This window comes from Pelagimonas phthalicica (assembly GCF_004364805.1).
GTDB classification, from domain to species: domain Bacteria; phylum Pseudomonadota; class Alphaproteobacteria; order Rhodobacterales; family Rhodobacteraceae; genus Pelagimonas; species Pelagimonas phthalicica.
The window spans coordinates 341,213-358,671 of sequence record NZ_SOAP01000001.1 but is presented as its reverse complement, the minus strand read 5'-3'; the positions used below and the strand labels follow the sequence as shown (position 1 = coordinate 358,671).

Sequence of the window (17,459 nt, the reverse complement as noted above, 5' to 3'; positions counted from 1 at the left end):
TGGAAACGCGTAAGGAGTTGTGCGCATGCGCTACATGATGACCTATGATCTAATGGAAACAATGCGCAATACAAATCAATGGCTTGGGGCGACTGCCAAGACCATGGCATCTTACCCGGCCTTTTCCATTGTGCCAAACCCAGCCTTGGCCTGGGCCGCAGCCTGGGGCGAGGTGACTGAGCGCACGTTTGAACGCATGGTGGTCAAGCCGGATTGGGGCATTCACACCATGACCTGCGAAGATGGCAAGGATCATCTGGTCAATGTGGAAACCGTGGTCGAAAAGCCGTTTGGTGACCTGATCCATTTTGATGTTGCTGGCCGCGAAGAGCAGCCGCGCAAGATCCTGCTTGTTGCGCCCATGTCGGGTCACTATGCAACGCTTTTGCGCTCGACTGTGAAATCCCTGATCGTGAATTGCGAGGTCTATGTCACCGATTGGCACAATGCCCGCGATATTCCTGTGTCTGCCGGGAAGTTCGATGTCGAAGACTACACGCTTTACCTGATGGAATTCATGCGCGAGTTGGGCCCTGACACCCATGTGATCGCCGTTTGCCAGCCCGCGCCATTGACCTTGGCCGCGACCGCCTATCTGGCAGAGCTGGATCCCGAGGCGCAACCGCGCACATTGACATTGATCGGCGGCCCGATTGATCCGAATGCAACCCCGACCGATGTGACCGATTTCGGCCATCGTGTGACCATGGGGCAGCTTGAAGAGACCATGATCCAGCGGGTTGGTTTCAAATATAAAGGCGTGGGTCGGATGGTCTATCCGGGTCTGTTGCAGCTAAGCTCGTTCATGAGCATGAACGCGGATCGCCACTCAAAAGCGTTTAACGACCAAATCCTGCGGGTGGCCCGTGGCGAAGCGTCAGATCATGACGCGCATAACCGGTTCTATGATGAATATCTGGCGGTTATGGATATGCCCGCCGAATTCTACCTGTCGACGGTTGAGCGGATTTTCAAGAATGGCGAGATCGCGTCGAACTCCTTTGAGGTCGCCGGTCACAAGGTCGATATCGGGGCCATCACCAATGTGGCTGTGAAAACCGTGGAAGGGGCCAAGGATGATATTTCCGCGCCTGGCCAATGTGTTGCGGCCCTGGATCTGTGTACTGGCCTGCCCGATGACATGAAGGCCGCGCATCTGGAGCCTGACGCAGGGCATTACGGGATCTTTGCGGGTAAGAGCTGGCGTAACAATATTCGCCCGCTGGTGCTGGATTTCATCGATTCCAACTCAGGACCGAAAAAGCCGGCACCCAAGCGTAAGGCCAAGCTGAAAGCGGTTAAAACCGACGCGGCTTGAACCGGCGTTTTGACTGATAAAAGAAAGGCACCCGCATTTGCGTGGTGCCTTTTTCTTTGTTGCGGGCGAGGGGCCAGCCCCTCGCGCTCCCCAGGATATTTTTGGCCCAAAGAAGCCTTGGCCAAAGAAGATCCGGGGCGAAACTCAGAGACCTTCGAATTCGCAGAGGATATGGACATCCATGCCCATGGCTTCGAGCTTGGCGCGCCCGCCAAGTTCGGGCAGGTCGACGATAAATGCTGTGCCGATGATCTCGCCGCCCAGACGCTCGATCAGTTTGATCCCGGCCTCAGCCGTGCCGCCGGTGGCCAAGAGGTCGTCCACGACCAAGACTTTTTCACCGGGCAGAATGGCGTCGTCATGGATTTCAACCACCGCCTCGCCATATTCGAGTGTGTATTCCTCGGAAATCACAGCACCGGGCAATTTGCCCTTTTTGCGGATCGGTACAAAGCCGGCTGAAAGCTGGTGTGCGACAGCGCCGCCCAGAATGAATCCGCGTGCTTCCAACCCGACAACCTTGTCAAATCGAACGCCGGCATAGGGGTGCAAAAGCTGGTCGATCGCCATGCGAAATCCGCGTGGATCGGCGAACAGGGTGGTAACGTCCCGGAACATGATGCCCTCATGCGGGAAATCAACAATCGTGCGAATGTAGTCTTTGACCTGAGGGCGGGCGTTTTTGGGGGCGGACATGAGTCTCTCCTGCACAAACAAAGCCGCCCCCTAGTGTCGGAGAGCGGCCTGTTAGGCAAGGCCCATCTGAGAAATCAGGATTTTTTGGCGCGCCAGTTGTAGAAACGTTTCGGCAGCCAACGCAAGCGTGCGCGGTTGCCATTCAACTGGTCGTTGACGAAGAAAGTCTTTGCAAGCATCGGGTTCATTGTTAATACCTTCTGATAATACAGCAAAGTGCTGTGCCTGTGATGTAAGATGTATATACGTATATTTGGTTAAATTTCAACTAACGTGGGGCCATCTTGGGCAAGGAAGCCAAAAAAAAGGTTAAAAAAGAGAAAGATGCGCAACTGGTTCTGCGCTTGGGGCGCGAGGAACGGGACGCGTTTGTGGAGCTGTGCCAGGAATTGGACAGTTCGGCCAGCCGTGAGGTGAGGCTGTTCATTCGGCGGTTTCTCAAGAAACACGCCGAAGAGAATTCGGATTAAGTCGCGCGGCGCAGGGTGGCGGTAAAGACGCCCATGGCAATCAGGACAGAGCCGCCTGCCCGGGTGATCCAGGCTAGGATCGAGGGGCGCGAGATCATGCTGCGCAAACGGTCAGCGGCCAGCGCGTAGGCCAAGGCGTTCAGCGTCGCCAATCCCACAAAGGTGCTGACCAAAATGGCAAATTGCGGCAAGAGCGGTGCAGCGGGGGTCACGAATTGCGGAACAAAGGCGATGAAAAAGGCGATGCTTTTGGGGTTTAGCGCTGTGACCGCAGCGTTATGCGCAAAGATCCCACGCGCCGACACATCGGTTTCGGGGAGCGACAGCCCGCTGGTCGGGGCGGAGCGGATGAGCTTGATCCCGAGATAGATTAGATAGATTGCACCGACCCATTTCAGAACGGTGAACAGTGTAGCGGACGTGGCGACTAACGCGCCCAGCCCCGCCAAAGACAGGCTCATGGCGATGAAATCCCCCACCGCGACACCCGCGGCCGAGGCGACGGCCACGCTACGGCCTTTGCTGAGCGCGTAGCTGAGCACCAACAGAATGGTCGGGCCGGGGATGATCAGCAAAACGATGGATGCGGCGGTGAAGGCCAGCCAAATTTCTAAACTCATGATTTAGTCCTGCGGGTAATGGCGTTGCAGGGCCTTGATGTCCTGCGGGCCGAGGGTTTTGGACGCGTTGCTGTCCTGTGAGAAAATCGAGATGTCATCGTAATCAGGATTTCGAATATCGGTCAATAAACCAAGCGCCTGGGTCAACTCTTCGAGCATAGCGCTTTCATAGCTGCGGATATGGAGGCGGGTGCCAAAGATAATGACACTTCGGTTGATGACGCCATTTCTGGCCCAAACGATCACGCGGGCACCGGCCACGGTTTGGCCGTCGACCCCCGGCAGGCCAGTGCCTGAAATCGGTTCGCTGCCATCGGTATCAACAAAATAAATGCGGATATCGGCGTCGTTCTCGGGTGGCACCTGCGTCAAGGACAGGTTCATCGGGACGCGGTTTAGATATTGGATAGCGCGGGTCAGGGCAGCTTTGGCGCGCTTTTGTTTGCCACCTAGAAAGGCGCGGTCCAGAGGTTCCAGACTCACCCTGATTTGGTCCCCAGAAGGCCAGCGGAGGAATTTTTTGGCGCAGGTTCCGTCAGGTGGGGCGGCACAGGCGACGAGGCGGTAAAACGCCTCATCGCTCAAAAGGCCCTCTGTTTCGACAAACTCCTGGGCCCGCAAGATCGCAGGACATAGCAGCGCTATGCAGGCCAGGAGACGCAGCATTAGGCGGTCAGAACACGTCCGGCGACGGCGTCGAGTTTCGCCACCAGATCCGCGTCGCGTTTTTCAGGGGCCGTCATGATCGCGAAATCCAAGGCGCGGTCGCAGCCATGGGGGCAGGGGGCGCGATCATGGTCGAGCAGGTCCGGTAGGCCTCGGATCATGTTACGGGCCTTTTCGGAATTGCCCATCAAAGTCTTGATAATGTCATTCACATCCACCTCGCCATGATCGGGGTGCCAGCTATCGTAATCGGTGACCATCGCGATGGACGCGTAACAAAGCTCGGCTTCGCGGGCGAGCTTGGCCTCGGGCATATTGGTCATGCCGATCACATCCGCGCCCCAGTGTTCACGATACATCTTGGATTCCGCAAGGGTCGAGAATTGCGGGCCTTCCATCGCCAGATAGGTGCCCCCCTTGTGAATGGTGATACCGGCCGCTTGCCCTGCCTGATGGCAGGCCTCGCCAAGGCGTGGGCAGGTGGGATGGGCCACGCTGACATGGGCCACGCAACCGGTGCCGAAAAAGCTCTTCTCTCGGGCAAAGGTGCGGTCAATGAATTGATCAACAATGACAAAATGGCCGGGCGCGTATTCTTCGCGAAAGGATCCGCAGGCTGAGACCGAGATCACATCGGTCACGCCAAGACGCTTCAACGCGTCGATATTGGCGCGATAGGGGACTGTGGTCGGGCTGTGCACATGCCCGCGGCCATGGCGGGGAAGAAAGGCCATTTTGACGCCGTTCAGACTGCCGGTCAGGATTTGATCCGACGGGGTTCCCCACGGGCTTTCAACATCGACCCAAGCGGTGTTTTCCAGCCCATCAATGTCATAAAGGCCCGATCCGCCAATCACGCCAATCATTGTCTCTGTCATGTTTCCAAACCCATAGGTGTCCTGATTTGAGCGTAACCTGCCCAAAAGCGGGGCAAAAGAAAAGCGTTTAGCGCGGAACTTTCTTGTGAGGGAGAGAGTTCAGAACCGCTTGGAAATTGGGGCATTCCGCGTGGCTGGGGGCGGTGCATTTGGCGATGTGGCGCAAGAGTTTGCTGAGCTTTTCCAAATCTTCGATTTGCGCGTCGATATCATCGGCCCGCGCCGTGATCTTGTCGCGATCCAATGTAAAGCGTGGCTCGTCCGGGAGCATTTCTGCGGTTTCTTCCAGAGTGAACCCGGCCGCTTGGCACAGGCGTATCAACGCCAGCCGCGGCAGGATGGATGGTTCATATTGGCGTCGCAGTCCCTTGCGCGAGATTGCTTCGATCAACCCACGTTTCTCGTAATAGCGCAGTGCGGATGGGCTGGTGCCCGAGCGTTCCGAAACATCGCCAATATCAAGCAATTCCATGTTGACCTCAATCTGACTTCAAGTGGCAGTTTGCCGATCCACTTGAAAAGAGCAAGGAGCGTATCGTGGATTGGCTATTATTGGGCGGGGCCGGAATAGTGGCGACCGCAGTTATGGATGTTAGTGCCCTCGTTCGGGCAAAGCTGTTTGGTGTCGGTGGGTTGAACTATGCCTTTGTCGGTCGTTGGCTGTTATACATGCCGCGCGGCCGTTTCTTTCATCAGCCGATTATGAACAGCGCGTCGCTGCGTGGTGAACTGGCACTTGGGTGGGTTGCGCACTACGCCATCGGCATTGCGCTGGCCTGGGGGCTTGGGGCCTTGATTGGGGCCGAGAGGGCCTTGGAGCCAAATGCGGTTGTCCATATTGGCTTTGGTTTGGTTAGCGTCGGATTGCCGTTCTTGATCATGCAGCCGGGGTTTGGTTTTGGCGCAGTTGCCCGCAAAACGCCTAATCCGGCTCAGGCACGCAAGAACAGTTTGATCGCTCATGGGGCCTTTGGCTTGGGGCTCTTCCTTACCTGTTGGGGGATCGCATTGATGCGTTAGGCGGCGATTATGCACAGCGCGGCATCAAAGCTCTGCCGATTGGACACGTTTTTATAAGGGTTCTGCGCATAGACTGGCCTTTTCTGCTGGGGTGCAGTAGGCGGGGCGCGCGTCTATGAACAGGATTCCCGATGAAACGATCCCTTTTGGCGGCCTTTTCGGACCGCCTTGCTATGCCTGATCTGAGCCTGATGCCGAAAGAGGGGCTGACCCCGGCGCGGCTGCGGATCGAATTGCTTGCCGGTTTGACCGTTGCCCTGGCCTTGGTTCCCGAGGCGGTGGCCTTTGCCTTTGTGGCGGGGGTGCATCCGCTGGTTGGTCTTTATGCTGCCTTTATGGTGGGGTTGATCACCGCGCTGTTTGGCGGTCGTCCTGGCATGATCTCGGGCGCGACGGGGGCCTTGGCGGTGGTCATGGTGGCCCTGGTGGCGCAGCATGGGGTGGAATACCTCTTTGCCACCGTGGTTCTGATGGGGATCTTGCAGGTTTTTGCCGGTGTCATGCAATGGGGCAAGTTCATTCGTCTTGTGCCGCATCCGGTGATGCTGGGCTTTGTGAACGGCCTAGCCATCGTGATTTTCCTGGCGCAGATGGGCCAGTTCAAGGTGCCCGGATCGGTGGTCAACACCGGTGAGGGGCTGAGCAGTGGCGAATGGCTGACAGGCATGCCGCTTTACCTGATGCTGGGTCTGACGGCGCTGACAATGGCGATTATCTGGGTCATGCCCAAGATCAGCCGCGTGGTTCCGGCCCCCTTGGCGGGGATCGCGGTGGTTGCGGCACTGGTGATCGGGTTCGGACTGGACGTTCCGCGCGTCGGCGATATGGCGGAAATCAGCGGCAGCTTGCCTCCGTTCCATATTCCGGCCGTGCCGCTGAATTGGGACACGTTCATGATCATCCTGCCTTATGCGGTGATCCTGGCGGCGATTGGCCTGATTGAATCCCTGCTGACGCTGAACCTTGTCGGCGACATGACTGGCGAGCGTGGTGGCGCATCGCAGGAATGCATCGCCCAAGGCGGGGCGAATATTCTCACCGGTTTCTTTGGCGGCATGGGCGGTTGCGCGATGATTGGTCAGTCGATGATCAACGTGAAATCCGGCGCGCGCACGCGGATCGCCGGGATTGCGGCAGCGCTGTTCCTGTTGATCTTTATCCTTTTCGCCGCGCCATTGATTGAGCTGATCCCGCTGGCTGCGCTGGTTGGTGTGATGTTCATGGTGGTGATCGGGACCTTTGCCTGGAACTCGCTCACCATCCTGCGCAAGGTGCCTTTGACCGATGCCTTTGTTATCCTGCTGGTGACTGTTGTCACCGTGATGGAAGACCTTGCCGTGGCGGTGGTTGTCGGTGTGATCGTGTCGGCCCTGGCCTATGCCTGGCAGAACGCAACCCGCATTCAGGCGACCAAGCGTGAGTCCAAAACCGAAGAGGGCGCGCAGGTGTACGAAATCCACGGTCCGCTGTTCTTTGGTTCGGCGGATGGCTTTACCGAGCTGTTCGATGTCGCCCATGACCCAGAGGTTGTGATCATCGACTTTGCGGGCAGCCGGGTTGCGGATCAGTCGGCCTTGCAAGCGATTGAAGCAGTTGCGTCCAAATATGAAATGGCCGGGAAGAAAATTCAGCTGCGCCATCTCAGCCGTGATTGCCACCAGTTGCTGACCAAGGCGGGGCATCTGATGGTCGACAGCGATGATGACCCCGATTACCGGATTGCCGCCGATTATGGCGTGCGCACCGGGATTTTGGGCGGTCATTGATCCACATTTACGGACGCGAAGAAAGAAGAGGGGGCTTGGCCCCCTCTTTGCTTTTCAGCCTGGTTTTTCGGCTTATTGCGGCGCAAATACCCCAAGGTCGCGCACCGATCCCTTGGTCAACGCATCGCGCGCTTTGGCGATGCGATCAAGCGGCCAATCCCACCAGGCCAGCGCGTTCAGATCCTCGACCTCTGCCGCGTCATAGCGCATCTTGACCACCTGCGCCGGATTGCCTGTGACGATGGCGTAATCGGGGATCGTGCCGCGCACGACAGACCCAGCCCCGACAATCACCCCATTGCCGATCTTGGCACCGGGCAAAACCAGCGCTTTGTAGCCCAGCCAGACATCATGCCCGATCACCGTGTCGCGGGTGTCTGGCTGATAGCCCAGCATGGTTTCCGGGTCGAAGACGGCAAAAGGAAAGGTGCTGGGCCCCTGGGTGTCATGGTTGGCAGAACTTCCGACAAAGCGCACGCCATGGGCGATCTGACAGAATTTTCCGATGCTCAACAGCTCTTGGCTAAACGGAAAGAGATAGGGCGCAAGGTGACTGGCCCAATCATCCGGCGGGTTGAAATCAGACGCATAGGTAAAGTCACCGATGCGCATTCTGGGATGGTCGATGACTTGGTTGAGAAAAACCGTGCCCTTGTGAACGGAACCGTCAGGCAAGGTGATGGGATAGGCGCGTTTGGGATCAGGCAATAGCATGTTGCCTCCTTTGAAAACTGGTTGAAATCAGTGATTCAAAGGTACTGGTCCATCACGCCCTCCATTGTTGCGGGTTTAGTTTAACCCCCGGATCACCCAGAGTCCATGCGTGTCTATTCGCCGGGCCGCGACAGGCTGAACAATTCGCGCACGGTGGAAAAATCGCGATAGCCAAGTCGCGAAACCGGGTTGAAGCTGAGCACGTCAAAGATTCCATCCCGAATGCAGTCATCTCGCAGGTGGACGCCAGTGACTTCGCCAAAGACCGCGAAATTTGCTTCTCCCGGCAATTCTAGAATCTGGGTCAGCTTGCATTCCAAAGCTGCCGGCGCATTGGCAACGCGCGGGGCGTTGATGGTTTCGCATTCGGCCTTTTCGATTCCCACATGGGCAAATTCATCGACATTGCGGGGCAGGGCCGCCGAGCTGGCATTCATGACCTCTTTGAGAGCCTCTGAAACCACGTTGACGCAAAACACCTCGGTTTCGCGGATATTGGCCAGGCTGTCCTTGGCAGTGGTGGAGGAAAACATCACCTGTGGCGGCACATAGGCGACCGCGTTGAAAAAGGAATAGGGGGCGATATTGTCGCCCTCCGACCCGCGGGTCGAGATCCAGCCAATGGGCCGAGGGGTGACAATGGCGTTAAAGGGATTGTGGGGCAGGCCGTGGCCGTCTTGGGGACGGTAGAACATCTATGCGTCTTCCTGTTTGCGCGAGAATTGTGGAAGTGTTACGCCGCTTTGCGCCGGATTGCCATGCGAGGTTGCCTTGTACACGCTTCACCCCGAAACCCCTGACGATTGGTGGGAGGTCGAGAACCTCTATGACACTTGCTTTGCGCCCGGCCGCACAGCTTTGTCGTCCTACCGCCTGCGCGAAGGTGTGGAGCCGGTAAGGGGGTTGTGCGTGGTGGCGCGCGACGCTGATGGGATCCTGGGGGCGGCCATTCGGTACTGGCCTGTCATGGTCGGGCACTGGCACTGTTTGTTGCTGGGGCCGATTGCGGTACATCCAACGGCGCAAGGCGAAGGGCTGGGATCCGCTTTGATGCGGGATACGTTGGAGCGGGCGCGTGAAGCAGGTCATGAACGGGTGATATTGGTTGGCGATGAACCCTATTATTCTCGCTTTGGTTTTGTGCGTTTGAACGGGGTCGATATGCCCCCCCCGACCAACCCTGACCGGATTTTGGGTGTCGCCCTGGTCGATGGTGCCTGGGATGGGGTGAAAGGATCTGTTTCCCGCTGCGAAACGACCGAGGGTTGAAAACCGACCCTCGCGCTCACATCTTTGTGACAGCGCGAAAGGAGCATTTCATGAGTGATACGACCCTACCGACCCATTCCATTCCCGCCGAAATCGCGGTTCTGGCTGAACGGCACCGGGCTGCGAACCATGCGGGGATGCAGGTGCTGAGCCTCTTGGGAAGCCAGGCGGATAGCCTGCTGAGCCGACTGCCAGATGGTGTCAAATCCGGTCTGGAAGAAGCGACAACAGGTGCGTTGCGTGTGGCCTACCATTCAGCGAAATACTCTCGGGGCAAGGTGCCTGACCAAAAGGGCTGGCTAAACACGGCTTTTGCCACGGCAATGGGTGCCGTTGGGGGCGCTGGTGGGCTGGCCTCGTCGCTGGGCGAATTGCCGGTGACCACAACGGTTTTGCTGCGCGCCATCCAGGGGATTGCGGTTGAGCACGGGTTTGATCCGGACCAGGATGAGATCGCACGCGAATGTCTCAGCGTTTTTGCCTCTGCCGGACCGCTGGAAAAGGATGACGGGGCTGACATTGCCTTTTTGTCGGCGCGTATGGCTCTGACTGGTTCAACCGCGCATCGGATTATCGCCGCCATCGCGCCAAGAATGTCGATTATCATGGGGCAAAAACTGGCCACGCAGGCGGTGCCGGTGATCGGGGCTGCGGCTGGCGCGGCGGTCAATTTTGCCTTTACGAATTACTACCAGCAGATGGCGCATGTGCATTTTGGCCTCTTGGCCCTGTCGCGCGACACTGGTGTCCCGATGACCGATTTGGTGGGACAAATGTCGGCGGCATTGGAAGCCGAGCAGGACCGGGCGTCGGAAAAAGCGCGAGAAAAGGACAGCGCTTAAACAAATTTTAGGGGAATTCCCCTAAATTCATCTTTGCAAAGGGGAAACCAAGTCCCCTCATCTAAAGGGTCTGATCCAATGCAGTCGGCCGTATCGTCAGGAGCGGTGCAAACCGACATTGGGTGAAAACAGAGCCAAATCGCGTAGAATAGCGCGAACAGCGTTGCTGGCCAGAATGGTAGGGGACGCAAGACTGACGTCGAAGACTTTACACCCGGTTGATGGAAGCACTCCACAACCGGGTGTTTTCATTCCCGGCCCACGGTAACCGTGACCGCGAGGCTAGGTGATCCAAAACTTTTGCCAAAGTTTTGCAAATTCCATGGATGGAATTTGGTCGCGCGCGCTTCAGCCGTTTTCGCGCAAATAGGTCATCACCGCGTTACGCACGGATTGCTCACCGTTTGCGCCCGCCTCATGGATCACCTGACGGATCTCATTGAGATTATAGCGCATCAACAGGCTTTTGACCGGGCCGATCGAGGCAGGCCGCATGGAAAGATTGCGAATGCCCATGGCGGCTAGGCACAGTGCCTCCACCGTTCGGCCTGCATCTTCGCCACAAAAGCTGAGATGGGTGCCGGAGTCTTCGCAGCGACGCACGACCCCCTCAAGGAAGGTCAGGAAGGAAACATTCAGTGTGTCATAACGGCGGCGCACCCGTTCGTTTTCTCGGTCAGCGGCGAAAAAGAACTGCTTCAAGTCATTGCCGCCAATCGACAGGAACTGCACCTCGTCAAAGAACTGCTGAGGCGCATAGGCCAGTGACGGCGTCTCGAGCATCGCCCCGATTTCCAACCTTTCCGGGACCTTGTGACCCAGCCGCGTTTCCCGTGCCAGGACCTTATCGACCTCATTTCGCGCCATTTTGTATTCGCTATACTGAGCGATAAAGGGGAACATGATGGTCAGCGGCCGCCCTTCAGCTGCGCGCAAAAGCGCTTGAAGCTGCATGCGCATCACACCCGGTCGATCCAGGGCCACGCGGATGGCGCGCCAACCCAAAGCAGGGTTAGGCTCCTCCTGTGGTTTCATATAGGGCAGCACCTTGTCTGACCCGATATCGAGGGTGCGAAATACCACGCGCTTGCCATGGGCCGCGTCCAAGACCCGTTTGTAAAGCGCTGCCAACTCGGTGCGTTTGGGCATCTGGTTGCGGATCAGGAATTGTAATTCGGTGCGGAACAGCCCCACGCCTTCGGCCCCGGAATTGTCTAATGAGGGCAGGTCGGCCATCAAGCCGGCATTCATGTGCAAATGGATATGCTGGCCATCTGCTGTGATGCAATCGGCCTCGCGGATCGAGGCATAACGTTCCTGCGCCTTAGCCTGCATCGCCATTTTGTCGCGAAAGGCGCTGACGACTTGCTCATCTGGGCGCAGATGCACAATGCCCTGATCGCCGTCGACCAGGATCTGGTCCCCGTTCAAAGCTTCGTTGGTGATCCGGTCAGCATGGATGATCAGCGGAATCGCCAGGGCGCGGGCGACAATCGCGGCGTGAGACCCGACTGACCCTTCCTCAAGCACAACACCTTTGAGGCCGCGGCCATATTCCAGCAGTTCAGCCGGGCCAATATTGCGCGCAATGAGCACCGGGTCGGACGGCATTTCGGACCCGGTTTCACGGCCTTGACCGGTCAAGATCCGCAGCAAGCGGTTCGACAGGTCATCGAGGTCGTGTAGCCGTTCGCGTAAATACCCATCCGTGACCTGGCTCATCCGGGCGCGGGCCTGGGATTGTTCTTTCTCTACCGCCGCTTCGGCAGAGAGGCCGCGGGCGATATCCTCTTCCATGCGGCGCATCCAGCCTTTGGAATTGGCAAACATGCGATAGGCTTCGAGCACCTGCATCTGTTCCGCATCGGCCGAGGCTCCGGCGAGCATTTCATCAACACTGACACGCAAATGATCAACCGCCTCGCGCAGGCGCAGGCTTTCTTTCTCTGGGTCATCGGCGACAGGGTTGGTCACCACAACGCGCGGTTCGTGCAGCCAGACATGCCCCATGGCTGTGCCCTCTTGGCCGACGCCCCCCCGGATCAGAACTGCCTGGGTGTGAAGCGCTTTCAACGCCGCGCCTTCGCCGACAAAAGCCCCGAGTTCCGCCATTTCGGCGAGAACCATGGCGACGACTTCCAAGGCATAAACATCATCGGCGGTGAATTCGCGCTTATCCTTGCTTTGCACAACCAAAACGCCAAGCTTTTCGCCGAGACGTTGGATCGGAACCCCTAGGAAGCTTGAATAGATCTCTTCTCCGGTTTCCGGCATATAGCGGAAACCGCGTTCCGATGGCGCGTCGGCGGTGTTGACCACATCTCCATAACGCGCAACGCGCCCGACCAGACCTTCGCCCAGTTTCATGCGGGTCTGATGCACGGCTTCCTGGTTCAAACCTTGCGTCGCGCAGAGTTCCAGCGTTTCAGCATCACGGAACAGGTAGACCGAGCACACCTCGGTCTGCATGCTGTCTGCGGTCAGATGCGTGATCTTGTCCAGCCGTTCCTGACCGGCGGCTTCCTCAGCCATCGTGTCACGCAACCTGCCTAGCAGCTTGCGGCTTTCACTTTCCAGACCATCGGCCATAAGGCTCTGCTCCCTCAACGCTCCGGATACCAGTTATAGGCGAGTTGGGCAGGGGAGGGAAAGCACAATGCCCCGCCGCATCGCAGCAAAAATGCGTGTTTTTCCATGATGCTAATGGTTTGAGCAGATTGTCTCAGCCCGCCTTCGAACGAACGGGACAGAGCGGCCTGCAAACAAGACCACCTGTCTCAGTCACACATCTGTGCAGCCGTTTTGCGACCTTTATTGCCACCGGCCAAAAGCGGCCCAATGACCTTGAGCCGGTTTGGTACCATCGTTTGAACCGCACGTTCGATATTGGAAGGCAGGCGGCCCGGATGGTATTGCAGCGCATAGGCAAACAGCGCGGTTTCAGCGAGGTCCTCTTTGCCCGGGTTGCGTTCTGCGTAGCGAGTCAGAAACGTACGATCCTTGCGCTGGGCCTTGCGCCATTTACCGCTGACGGCATGGGGGTGATCCAGCGTGGCGTGAACGCTTTCGTGAAAGACGGTCTCATCCAGATCATGGGTGCTCAGACGTTTTTTGACATTTTGCGAGTACAAAACAAAGAATCGACCGCGATCCTCGCCAAAGGCTGTGTGGTCGCCTTTGTGAAGGACAACATGGCTGAGTTTGGCGCGCATGGACGTGGGCAGGCGGCCAATGGCCTTGGCCACCGGATAGGCAATGGCCTGCGCGGCCTTGGGGTGTTTGAAATCAGGGTGCGCTAGCAATTCCAGGCGTTTACCGTCCAGATACCGGGCCTCGTAAACCATGACGCCATCTGCGAATAATTGGTTGCTACGCTTGTCGGGCATTTCCCGCCGCTCGCGTCCGATGGGCTGTTTCAGGCAGGCGAGCAAAGACGGATCCGACGTCTTGATGAACTCCAGATCATTGGAAACAACAGAATTCTCAAAGAGAGGTTTTGCATTTGCCGGGTTGGCCAGAACAAGGGCGGCCAAAACGGGCACAATCACTGATTTATAAAAGGACAAAGGGGCACTCCTGCAAGGTGTGCCCCATGCGTGATCCAGTTCTTAGGCTTTTTCAAGCTCAAAGGCGTCATGGAGCGCTTGGACGGCCAGTTCCATATACTTGCGCTCAACCAGAACCGAGACTTTGATTTCGGATGTGGTGATAACCTTGATGTTGATGCCCTCGTCAGACAGGACCTTAAACATCTTAGAGGCCACGCCAGCATGGCTGCGCATGCCAATGCCAACGATGGACACTTTGGCAACGGCTTCGTCAATATCCAAATGGCTGAAGTTCAGCGCGCCACTTTCCTTGATCCCGTCAATCGCTTTCTGGGCGCGGGCCACTTGGTCGGTGGGGCAGGAGAAGGTCATATCTGTACGACCATCTTCAGAGATGTTCTGAATGATCATATCGACATTAACGCTTGCCTCGGCTAGCGGGCCAAAGATGGCTGCGGCGATGCCCGGACGGTCTGCAACCGAGACCAGGGTCATTTTGGCTTCGTCACGAGAATGGGCCACACCGGCCACGACATTGCTTTCCATGATATCCTCCTCGTCGCAAACGAGCGTTCCTGCTTCGTCGGACTGTTCTTCGAAACTGCTCAGTACGCGCAGTTTGACTTTGTATCGCATCGCCAATTCGACGGAACGGGTTTGCAGAACCTTCGCTCCCAATGACGCCAGTTCCAGCATTTCTTCAAAGGCGATCTTATCAAGTTTGCGGGCCTTTTCACAGACGCGCGGGTCGGTGGTATAGACGCCGTCGACATCAGTGTAGATGTCACAACGTTCTGCGCCAAAGGCGGCCGCAAAGGCCACAGCGGTGGTGTCAGAGCCCCCGCGACCCAGCGTGGTGATACGGCCCTCGGGGCTGATACCCTGGAAACCAGCGACGACGGCAACCTTCATACCTTCGCCGAATTTGGCATTGATATTGTCGGTCGGGATCTCTTCGATCCGCGCGCTGGCATGGGCGTCGGTGGTTTTGACCGGCACTTGCCAGCCTTGCCAGCTGCGCGCGGGAACATCCATTTCCTGCAGTGTCAGCGCCATCAGGCCGGCGGTCACGTTCTCGCCCGAGCTGACAACCGCGTCATATTCACGAGCGTCAAACAGCGGCGAGGTTTCGTTGACATAGCCAACGAGCTTGTTGGTTTCACCGGACATGGCCGAGACGATGACAATCACGTCATAGCCTTTGGCCACTTCAACGCCCACGCGCTTGGCGGCGCGGCGGATGCGGTCCAGCGTTGCGACGGAGGTTCCGCCGAATTTCATTACGAGAATGGGCATGATGCACCTTTCCTGTCAGGTCGCGCGGGGGTGTACGCGCTGACGTGGTTTTGTGCAAGGGTGCATTGGGTGGATCGCGGCGAAACGAGAAAATAGGTCCCGCTGGTTTGCAGGATCAGTTGCTTTTGCGATTGGGAACAAAGGGTAGGGGGGCAACCGGAATGCCATCATCAATCAGGGCTTTGGCATCTTCCGGCTTGGCTTCGCCCCAGATCGAGCGTTCGGGGCTGTCGCCCAAATGCATGGCGCGGGCCTCAGAGGCAAAGTCCTTGCCCACATAGTCCGAATTCTCTTCGACATGCGCCTTGATCTTGGCCAGAGCCTCTTCTGCGGCGCTTTCCGGGCTGCGCAGATCAGTTGCGTTTGACTCCGCCTCAGCCTTTTTGTTGACCCGAGGGGCCATCAGCGCCTTTTCCACCTCGCTTGAACCGCAAACAGCACAGGTCACGTGCCCGGCACCCTGCAATTTGTCAAAAGCAGAGGCAGACTGAAACCAGCTGTCGAAACGGTGCCCATTGGCACATTTTAGGCTGTATTGGATCATAGGAAGCGGGTGTTTAGGGTCATTCCATTCGGCCTGCCAAAGGTAAACATTTCGTTACGCTGCGCAAGGGGCGCAGGGGCTCATTCCGTTGGGGCAGCGATGATTTTCGCGATGGTTTGGCAGAGCTCGTCTAGGTTCAGGTCCGACTTGAGCGCGTCTTTGGCAGCCTGCCCGGCGGCGATTTGCATGTCTTCCGGGGCCAAGCATAGCAGCGCTTGGGCCAGGTCATGCGCCGTTTCAATCTGGATGGCGGCATTGTTGGTTTTCAAGCGCTGGCTCGCAGCGCTGAAATTCCGCATATCCGGTCCGTGCAGGATTGCCGAGGCAAAGGTCGCAGGTTCATATGGCGTGTGACCGCCTCTGTCGCTCAGGCTGCCGCCGATAAACACCCGCCCTGCCAGTTGGTACCAAAGCGCCATTTCGCCCATCGTGTCCGCCAGGTAAATCTGCCGCCCGTCTTTGTTTGGCGGCTCTCCGGTACTACGCCGGGCAGTGTTGAACCCTCGCGCGCGGATCATGTCTGCGATCTCTTGCGCGCGCTTTGGGTGGCGGGGGGCCAGAATCAGTTTTGTGTCGGGCCTGTCCTGCAGGGCCAAGGCATGAGCCTCCAAGACAACCTCTTCATCACCCTCATGGGTCGAGGCGGCCAGCCAAGTTTGTGATCGTGAAAAGGCGGCTATAAGCTGCGGGTCCGGTGTGAGGCCTGAGGCGGCATAAAGAGACTTCAGATCCATGACCGGGCCGCTTGCCTGTGTGCTCAGGCCCAACTCCAAGAGGCGGGATTGGCTGGCCGCATCCTGTGCTAACGCGAGGGAGACCTTGCCAAGCACCCGGGCTGGCAACCTGCCGAGCTTGCACCAGCCTTTTGCTGTCCCCGCGCTCATCCGTGCGCCCAGGATCAGGACCGGGCCGGGGCAGTTTAAGATGCGGTGTGGCCAGATTTCGGACTCCAAAGTGATATGGGCTTGGACGTTCCATTGCCGGATCATGTCGCGTGTGACCCAGCTTAGATCCAGCGGCGCCAAACGGGGCGAAACGCGATCCAGAGCCCAAGAGGCGACCATATCGCGGGCCGTTTCCGTGTTGCTTGTCACCAGCCAATTGATGCTTGGCTGGTCCTTGATCAGCTCCTCCAGAATTGGCCGGAAGGACGCTAGCTCACCATTGGACGCGCCGTGCAGCCAGACATGGGGGCCCGCAGGGATCGGTTGGGTATCGCGCCCCAATCGCGCGCGCACCGGGCCTTTGGCCAGCGAAATCGCGGAAAACAGGCTGATGAGGAAGCGATATAGCAGCACGCGCAGATATCCATTCGTAGGGATTGGGTTTCGATGTGTCTGTTCGCGCAACAAAAGACAAGCGGAGATATGCGCCACACGACCGCTCAGCACCGCGAGAGAACGCGCCTGTGGATAAAACTGTGGATGTCGGGGTTTTCAAATTGGCTTCATTGCGTTAGTTGCCTCTGTTGAGGTGTATGCTAGGTTAATCACTTGCACCTGCTACTTCTGCGGCCAACATTAAGCTTGCATAGGTGCGATTTTTTGACGTCAGTATTTGCAGATAGAGCTGAAGGATTTTCACAAAACCGACCTGCTCAGAGTTTTCTCCATGCGGCGAATCCCATGAATGGTCGGAAAAGTACAAGTCGCAGAACTGCGTTATGTAGAGCGTGGCCTTTGCCGCCGAGGGCAGGCCTCGAAAAGCCATTACTTTCAACGTGTTTCCCGTCAAAGTTGAGAGATTGGTTCAATTTGGATACTTCGATCCGCTCGCTCCTTGCTGGAGCCTTCAACTTGTAAATTCGCCAAC

The 17,459-nt window shown here is 57.5% G+C and carries 19 protein-coding genes; 6 read left to right on the top strand and 13 right to left on the bottom strand.

Annotation, left to right across the window (positions count from 1 at the left end):
* The first annotated feature begins 25 nt into the window (after positions 1-25).
* Positions 26-1,318, top strand: coding sequence for a polyhydroxyalkanoate depolymerase (gene phaZ, locus CLV87_RS01815; RefSeq protein WP_099243879.1), 1,293 nt, complete (start codon positions 26-28; stop codon positions 1,316-1,318).
* Positions 1,319-1,462: 144 nt separating this feature from the next.
* On the opposite strand, the gene CLV87_RS01810 is transcribed toward phaZ, so the two are convergent.
* Positions 1,463-2,014, bottom strand: coding sequence for an adenine phosphoribosyltransferase (locus tag CLV87_RS01810; protein WP_099243881.1), 552 nt, complete (start codon positions 2,012-2,014; stop codon positions 1,463-1,465).
* Positions 2,015-2,298: 284 nt separating this feature from the next.
* On the opposite strand from CLV87_RS01810, the gene CLV87_RS01805 reads away from it, so the two are divergent.
* Positions 2,299-2,484 carry a hypothetical protein gene (locus CLV87_RS01805; RefSeq protein WP_235871809.1) on the top strand — a complete coding sequence of 62 codons (186 nt, stop codon included), beginning with the start codon at positions 2,299-2,301 and terminating at the stop codon, positions 2,482-2,484.
* On the opposite strand, the gene CLV87_RS01800 is transcribed toward CLV87_RS01805, so the two are convergent.
* From CLV87_RS01800 to CLV87_RS01785, 4 genes are all read right to left on the bottom strand, one after another.
* A complete protein-coding gene (locus tag CLV87_RS01800; protein ID WP_099243885.1) occupies positions 2,481-3,104 on the bottom strand; it encodes a LysE family translocator in 624 nt (207 codons plus the stop codon). The genes CLV87_RS01805 and CLV87_RS01800 overlap by 4 nt on opposite strands.
* A gap of 3 nt (positions 3,105-3,107) precedes the next feature.
* A complete protein-coding gene (locus CLV87_RS01795; RefSeq protein WP_099243887.1) occupies positions 3,108-3,770 on the bottom strand; it encodes a DUF2927 domain-containing protein in 663 nt (220 codons plus the stop codon).
* On the bottom strand, positions 3,770-4,648 hold the full coding sequence (locus tag CLV87_RS01790; RefSeq protein WP_099243889.1) for an S-methyl-5'-thioadenosine phosphorylase: 879 nt from the start codon (positions 4,646-4,648) through the stop codon (positions 3,770-3,772). Before CLV87_RS01790 ends, CLV87_RS01795 begins: the two co-directional genes overlap by 1 nt.
* 67 nt (positions 4,649-4,715) lie before the next feature.
* Complete coding sequence (locus tag CLV87_RS01785) at positions 4,716-5,120, bottom strand: helix-turn-helix domain-containing protein (RefSeq protein ID WP_099243891.1); 405 nt, start codon at positions 5,118-5,120, stop codon at positions 4,716-4,718.
* Between the two features lie 65 nt (positions 5,121-5,185).
* Between CLV87_RS01785 and CLV87_RS01780 the strand changes: the two genes are divergently transcribed.
* Positions 5,186-5,668 (top strand): DUF2938 family protein, encoded by a 483-nt coding sequence (locus tag CLV87_RS01780; RefSeq protein ID WP_208293318.1) that lies wholly within the window; start codon positions 5,186-5,188, stop codon positions 5,666-5,668.
* A 131-nt stretch (positions 5,669-5,799) separates the two neighbouring features.
* On the top strand, positions 5,800-7,434 hold the full coding sequence (locus CLV87_RS01775; protein ID WP_099243895.1) for a SulP family inorganic anion transporter: 1,635 nt from the start codon (positions 5,800-5,802) through the stop codon (positions 7,432-7,434).
* Between the two features lie 72 nt (positions 7,435-7,506).
* Here the strand turns inward: CLV87_RS01775 and CLV87_RS01770 are convergent, their stop codons facing one another.
* On the bottom strand, positions 7,507-8,148 hold the full coding sequence (locus CLV87_RS01770; RefSeq protein ID WP_099243897.1) for a CatB-related O-acetyltransferase: 642 nt from the start codon (positions 8,146-8,148) through the stop codon (positions 7,507-7,509).
* Between the two features lie 113 nt (positions 8,149-8,261).
* Positions 8,262-8,843, bottom strand: a complete 582-nt coding sequence (locus CLV87_RS01765) for a flavin reductase family protein (protein WP_099243899.1) — start codon at positions 8,841-8,843, stop codon at positions 8,262-8,264.
* Positions 8,844-8,919: 76 nt separating this feature from the next.
* Here CLV87_RS01765 and CLV87_RS01760 point away from each other — a divergent pair, with 76 nt between their 5' ends.
* Both CLV87_RS01760 and CLV87_RS01755 read left to right on the top strand, forming a co-directional pair.
* Entirely contained in the window at positions 8,920-9,417 is a 498-nt protein-coding gene (locus tag CLV87_RS01760) for a GNAT family N-acetyltransferase (RefSeq protein ID WP_099243901.1), read from the top strand.
* Positions 9,418-9,467: 50 nt separating this feature from the next.
* On the top strand, positions 9,468-10,259 hold the full coding sequence (locus CLV87_RS01755) for an EcsC family protein (protein ID WP_099244899.1): 792 nt from the start codon (positions 9,468-9,470) through the stop codon (positions 10,257-10,259).
* A gap of 348 nt (positions 10,260-10,607) precedes the next feature.
* Here the strand turns inward: CLV87_RS01755 and ptsP are convergent, their stop codons facing one another.
* The 6 genes from ptsP to CLV87_RS01725 form a co-directional block, all read right to left on the bottom strand.
* On the bottom strand, positions 10,608-12,848 hold the full coding sequence (ptsP, locus tag CLV87_RS01750; protein WP_099243903.1) for a phosphoenolpyruvate--protein phosphotransferase: 2,241 nt from the start codon (positions 12,846-12,848) through the stop codon (positions 10,608-10,610).
* A 188-nt stretch (positions 12,849-13,036) separates the two neighbouring features.
* A complete protein-coding gene (locus tag CLV87_RS01745) occupies positions 13,037-13,825 on the bottom strand; it encodes a hypothetical protein (protein WP_133840663.1) in 789 nt (262 codons plus the stop codon).
* Positions 13,826-13,867: 42 nt separating this feature from the next.
* Entirely contained in the window at positions 13,868-15,103 is a 1,236-nt protein-coding gene (locus CLV87_RS01740; protein ID WP_099243907.1) for an aspartate kinase, read from the bottom strand.
* A gap of 115 nt (positions 15,104-15,218) precedes the next feature.
* On the bottom strand, positions 15,219-15,647 hold the full coding sequence (locus tag CLV87_RS01735; protein WP_099243909.1) for a DUF1178 family protein: 429 nt from the start codon (positions 15,645-15,647) through the stop codon (positions 15,219-15,221).
* Between the two features lie 80 nt (positions 15,648-15,727).
* Complete coding sequence (locus CLV87_RS01730; RefSeq protein ID WP_099244901.1) at positions 15,728-16,945, bottom strand: 3-deoxy-D-manno-octulosonic acid transferase; 1,218 nt, start codon at positions 16,943-16,945, stop codon at positions 15,728-15,730.
* Positions 16,946-17,132: 187 nt separating this feature from the next.
* Positions 17,133-17,366, bottom strand: coding sequence for a hypothetical protein (locus tag CLV87_RS01725; protein ID WP_133840662.1), 234 nt, complete (start codon positions 17,364-17,366; stop codon positions 17,133-17,135).
* Positions 17,367-17,459 lie beyond the last annotated feature (93 nt).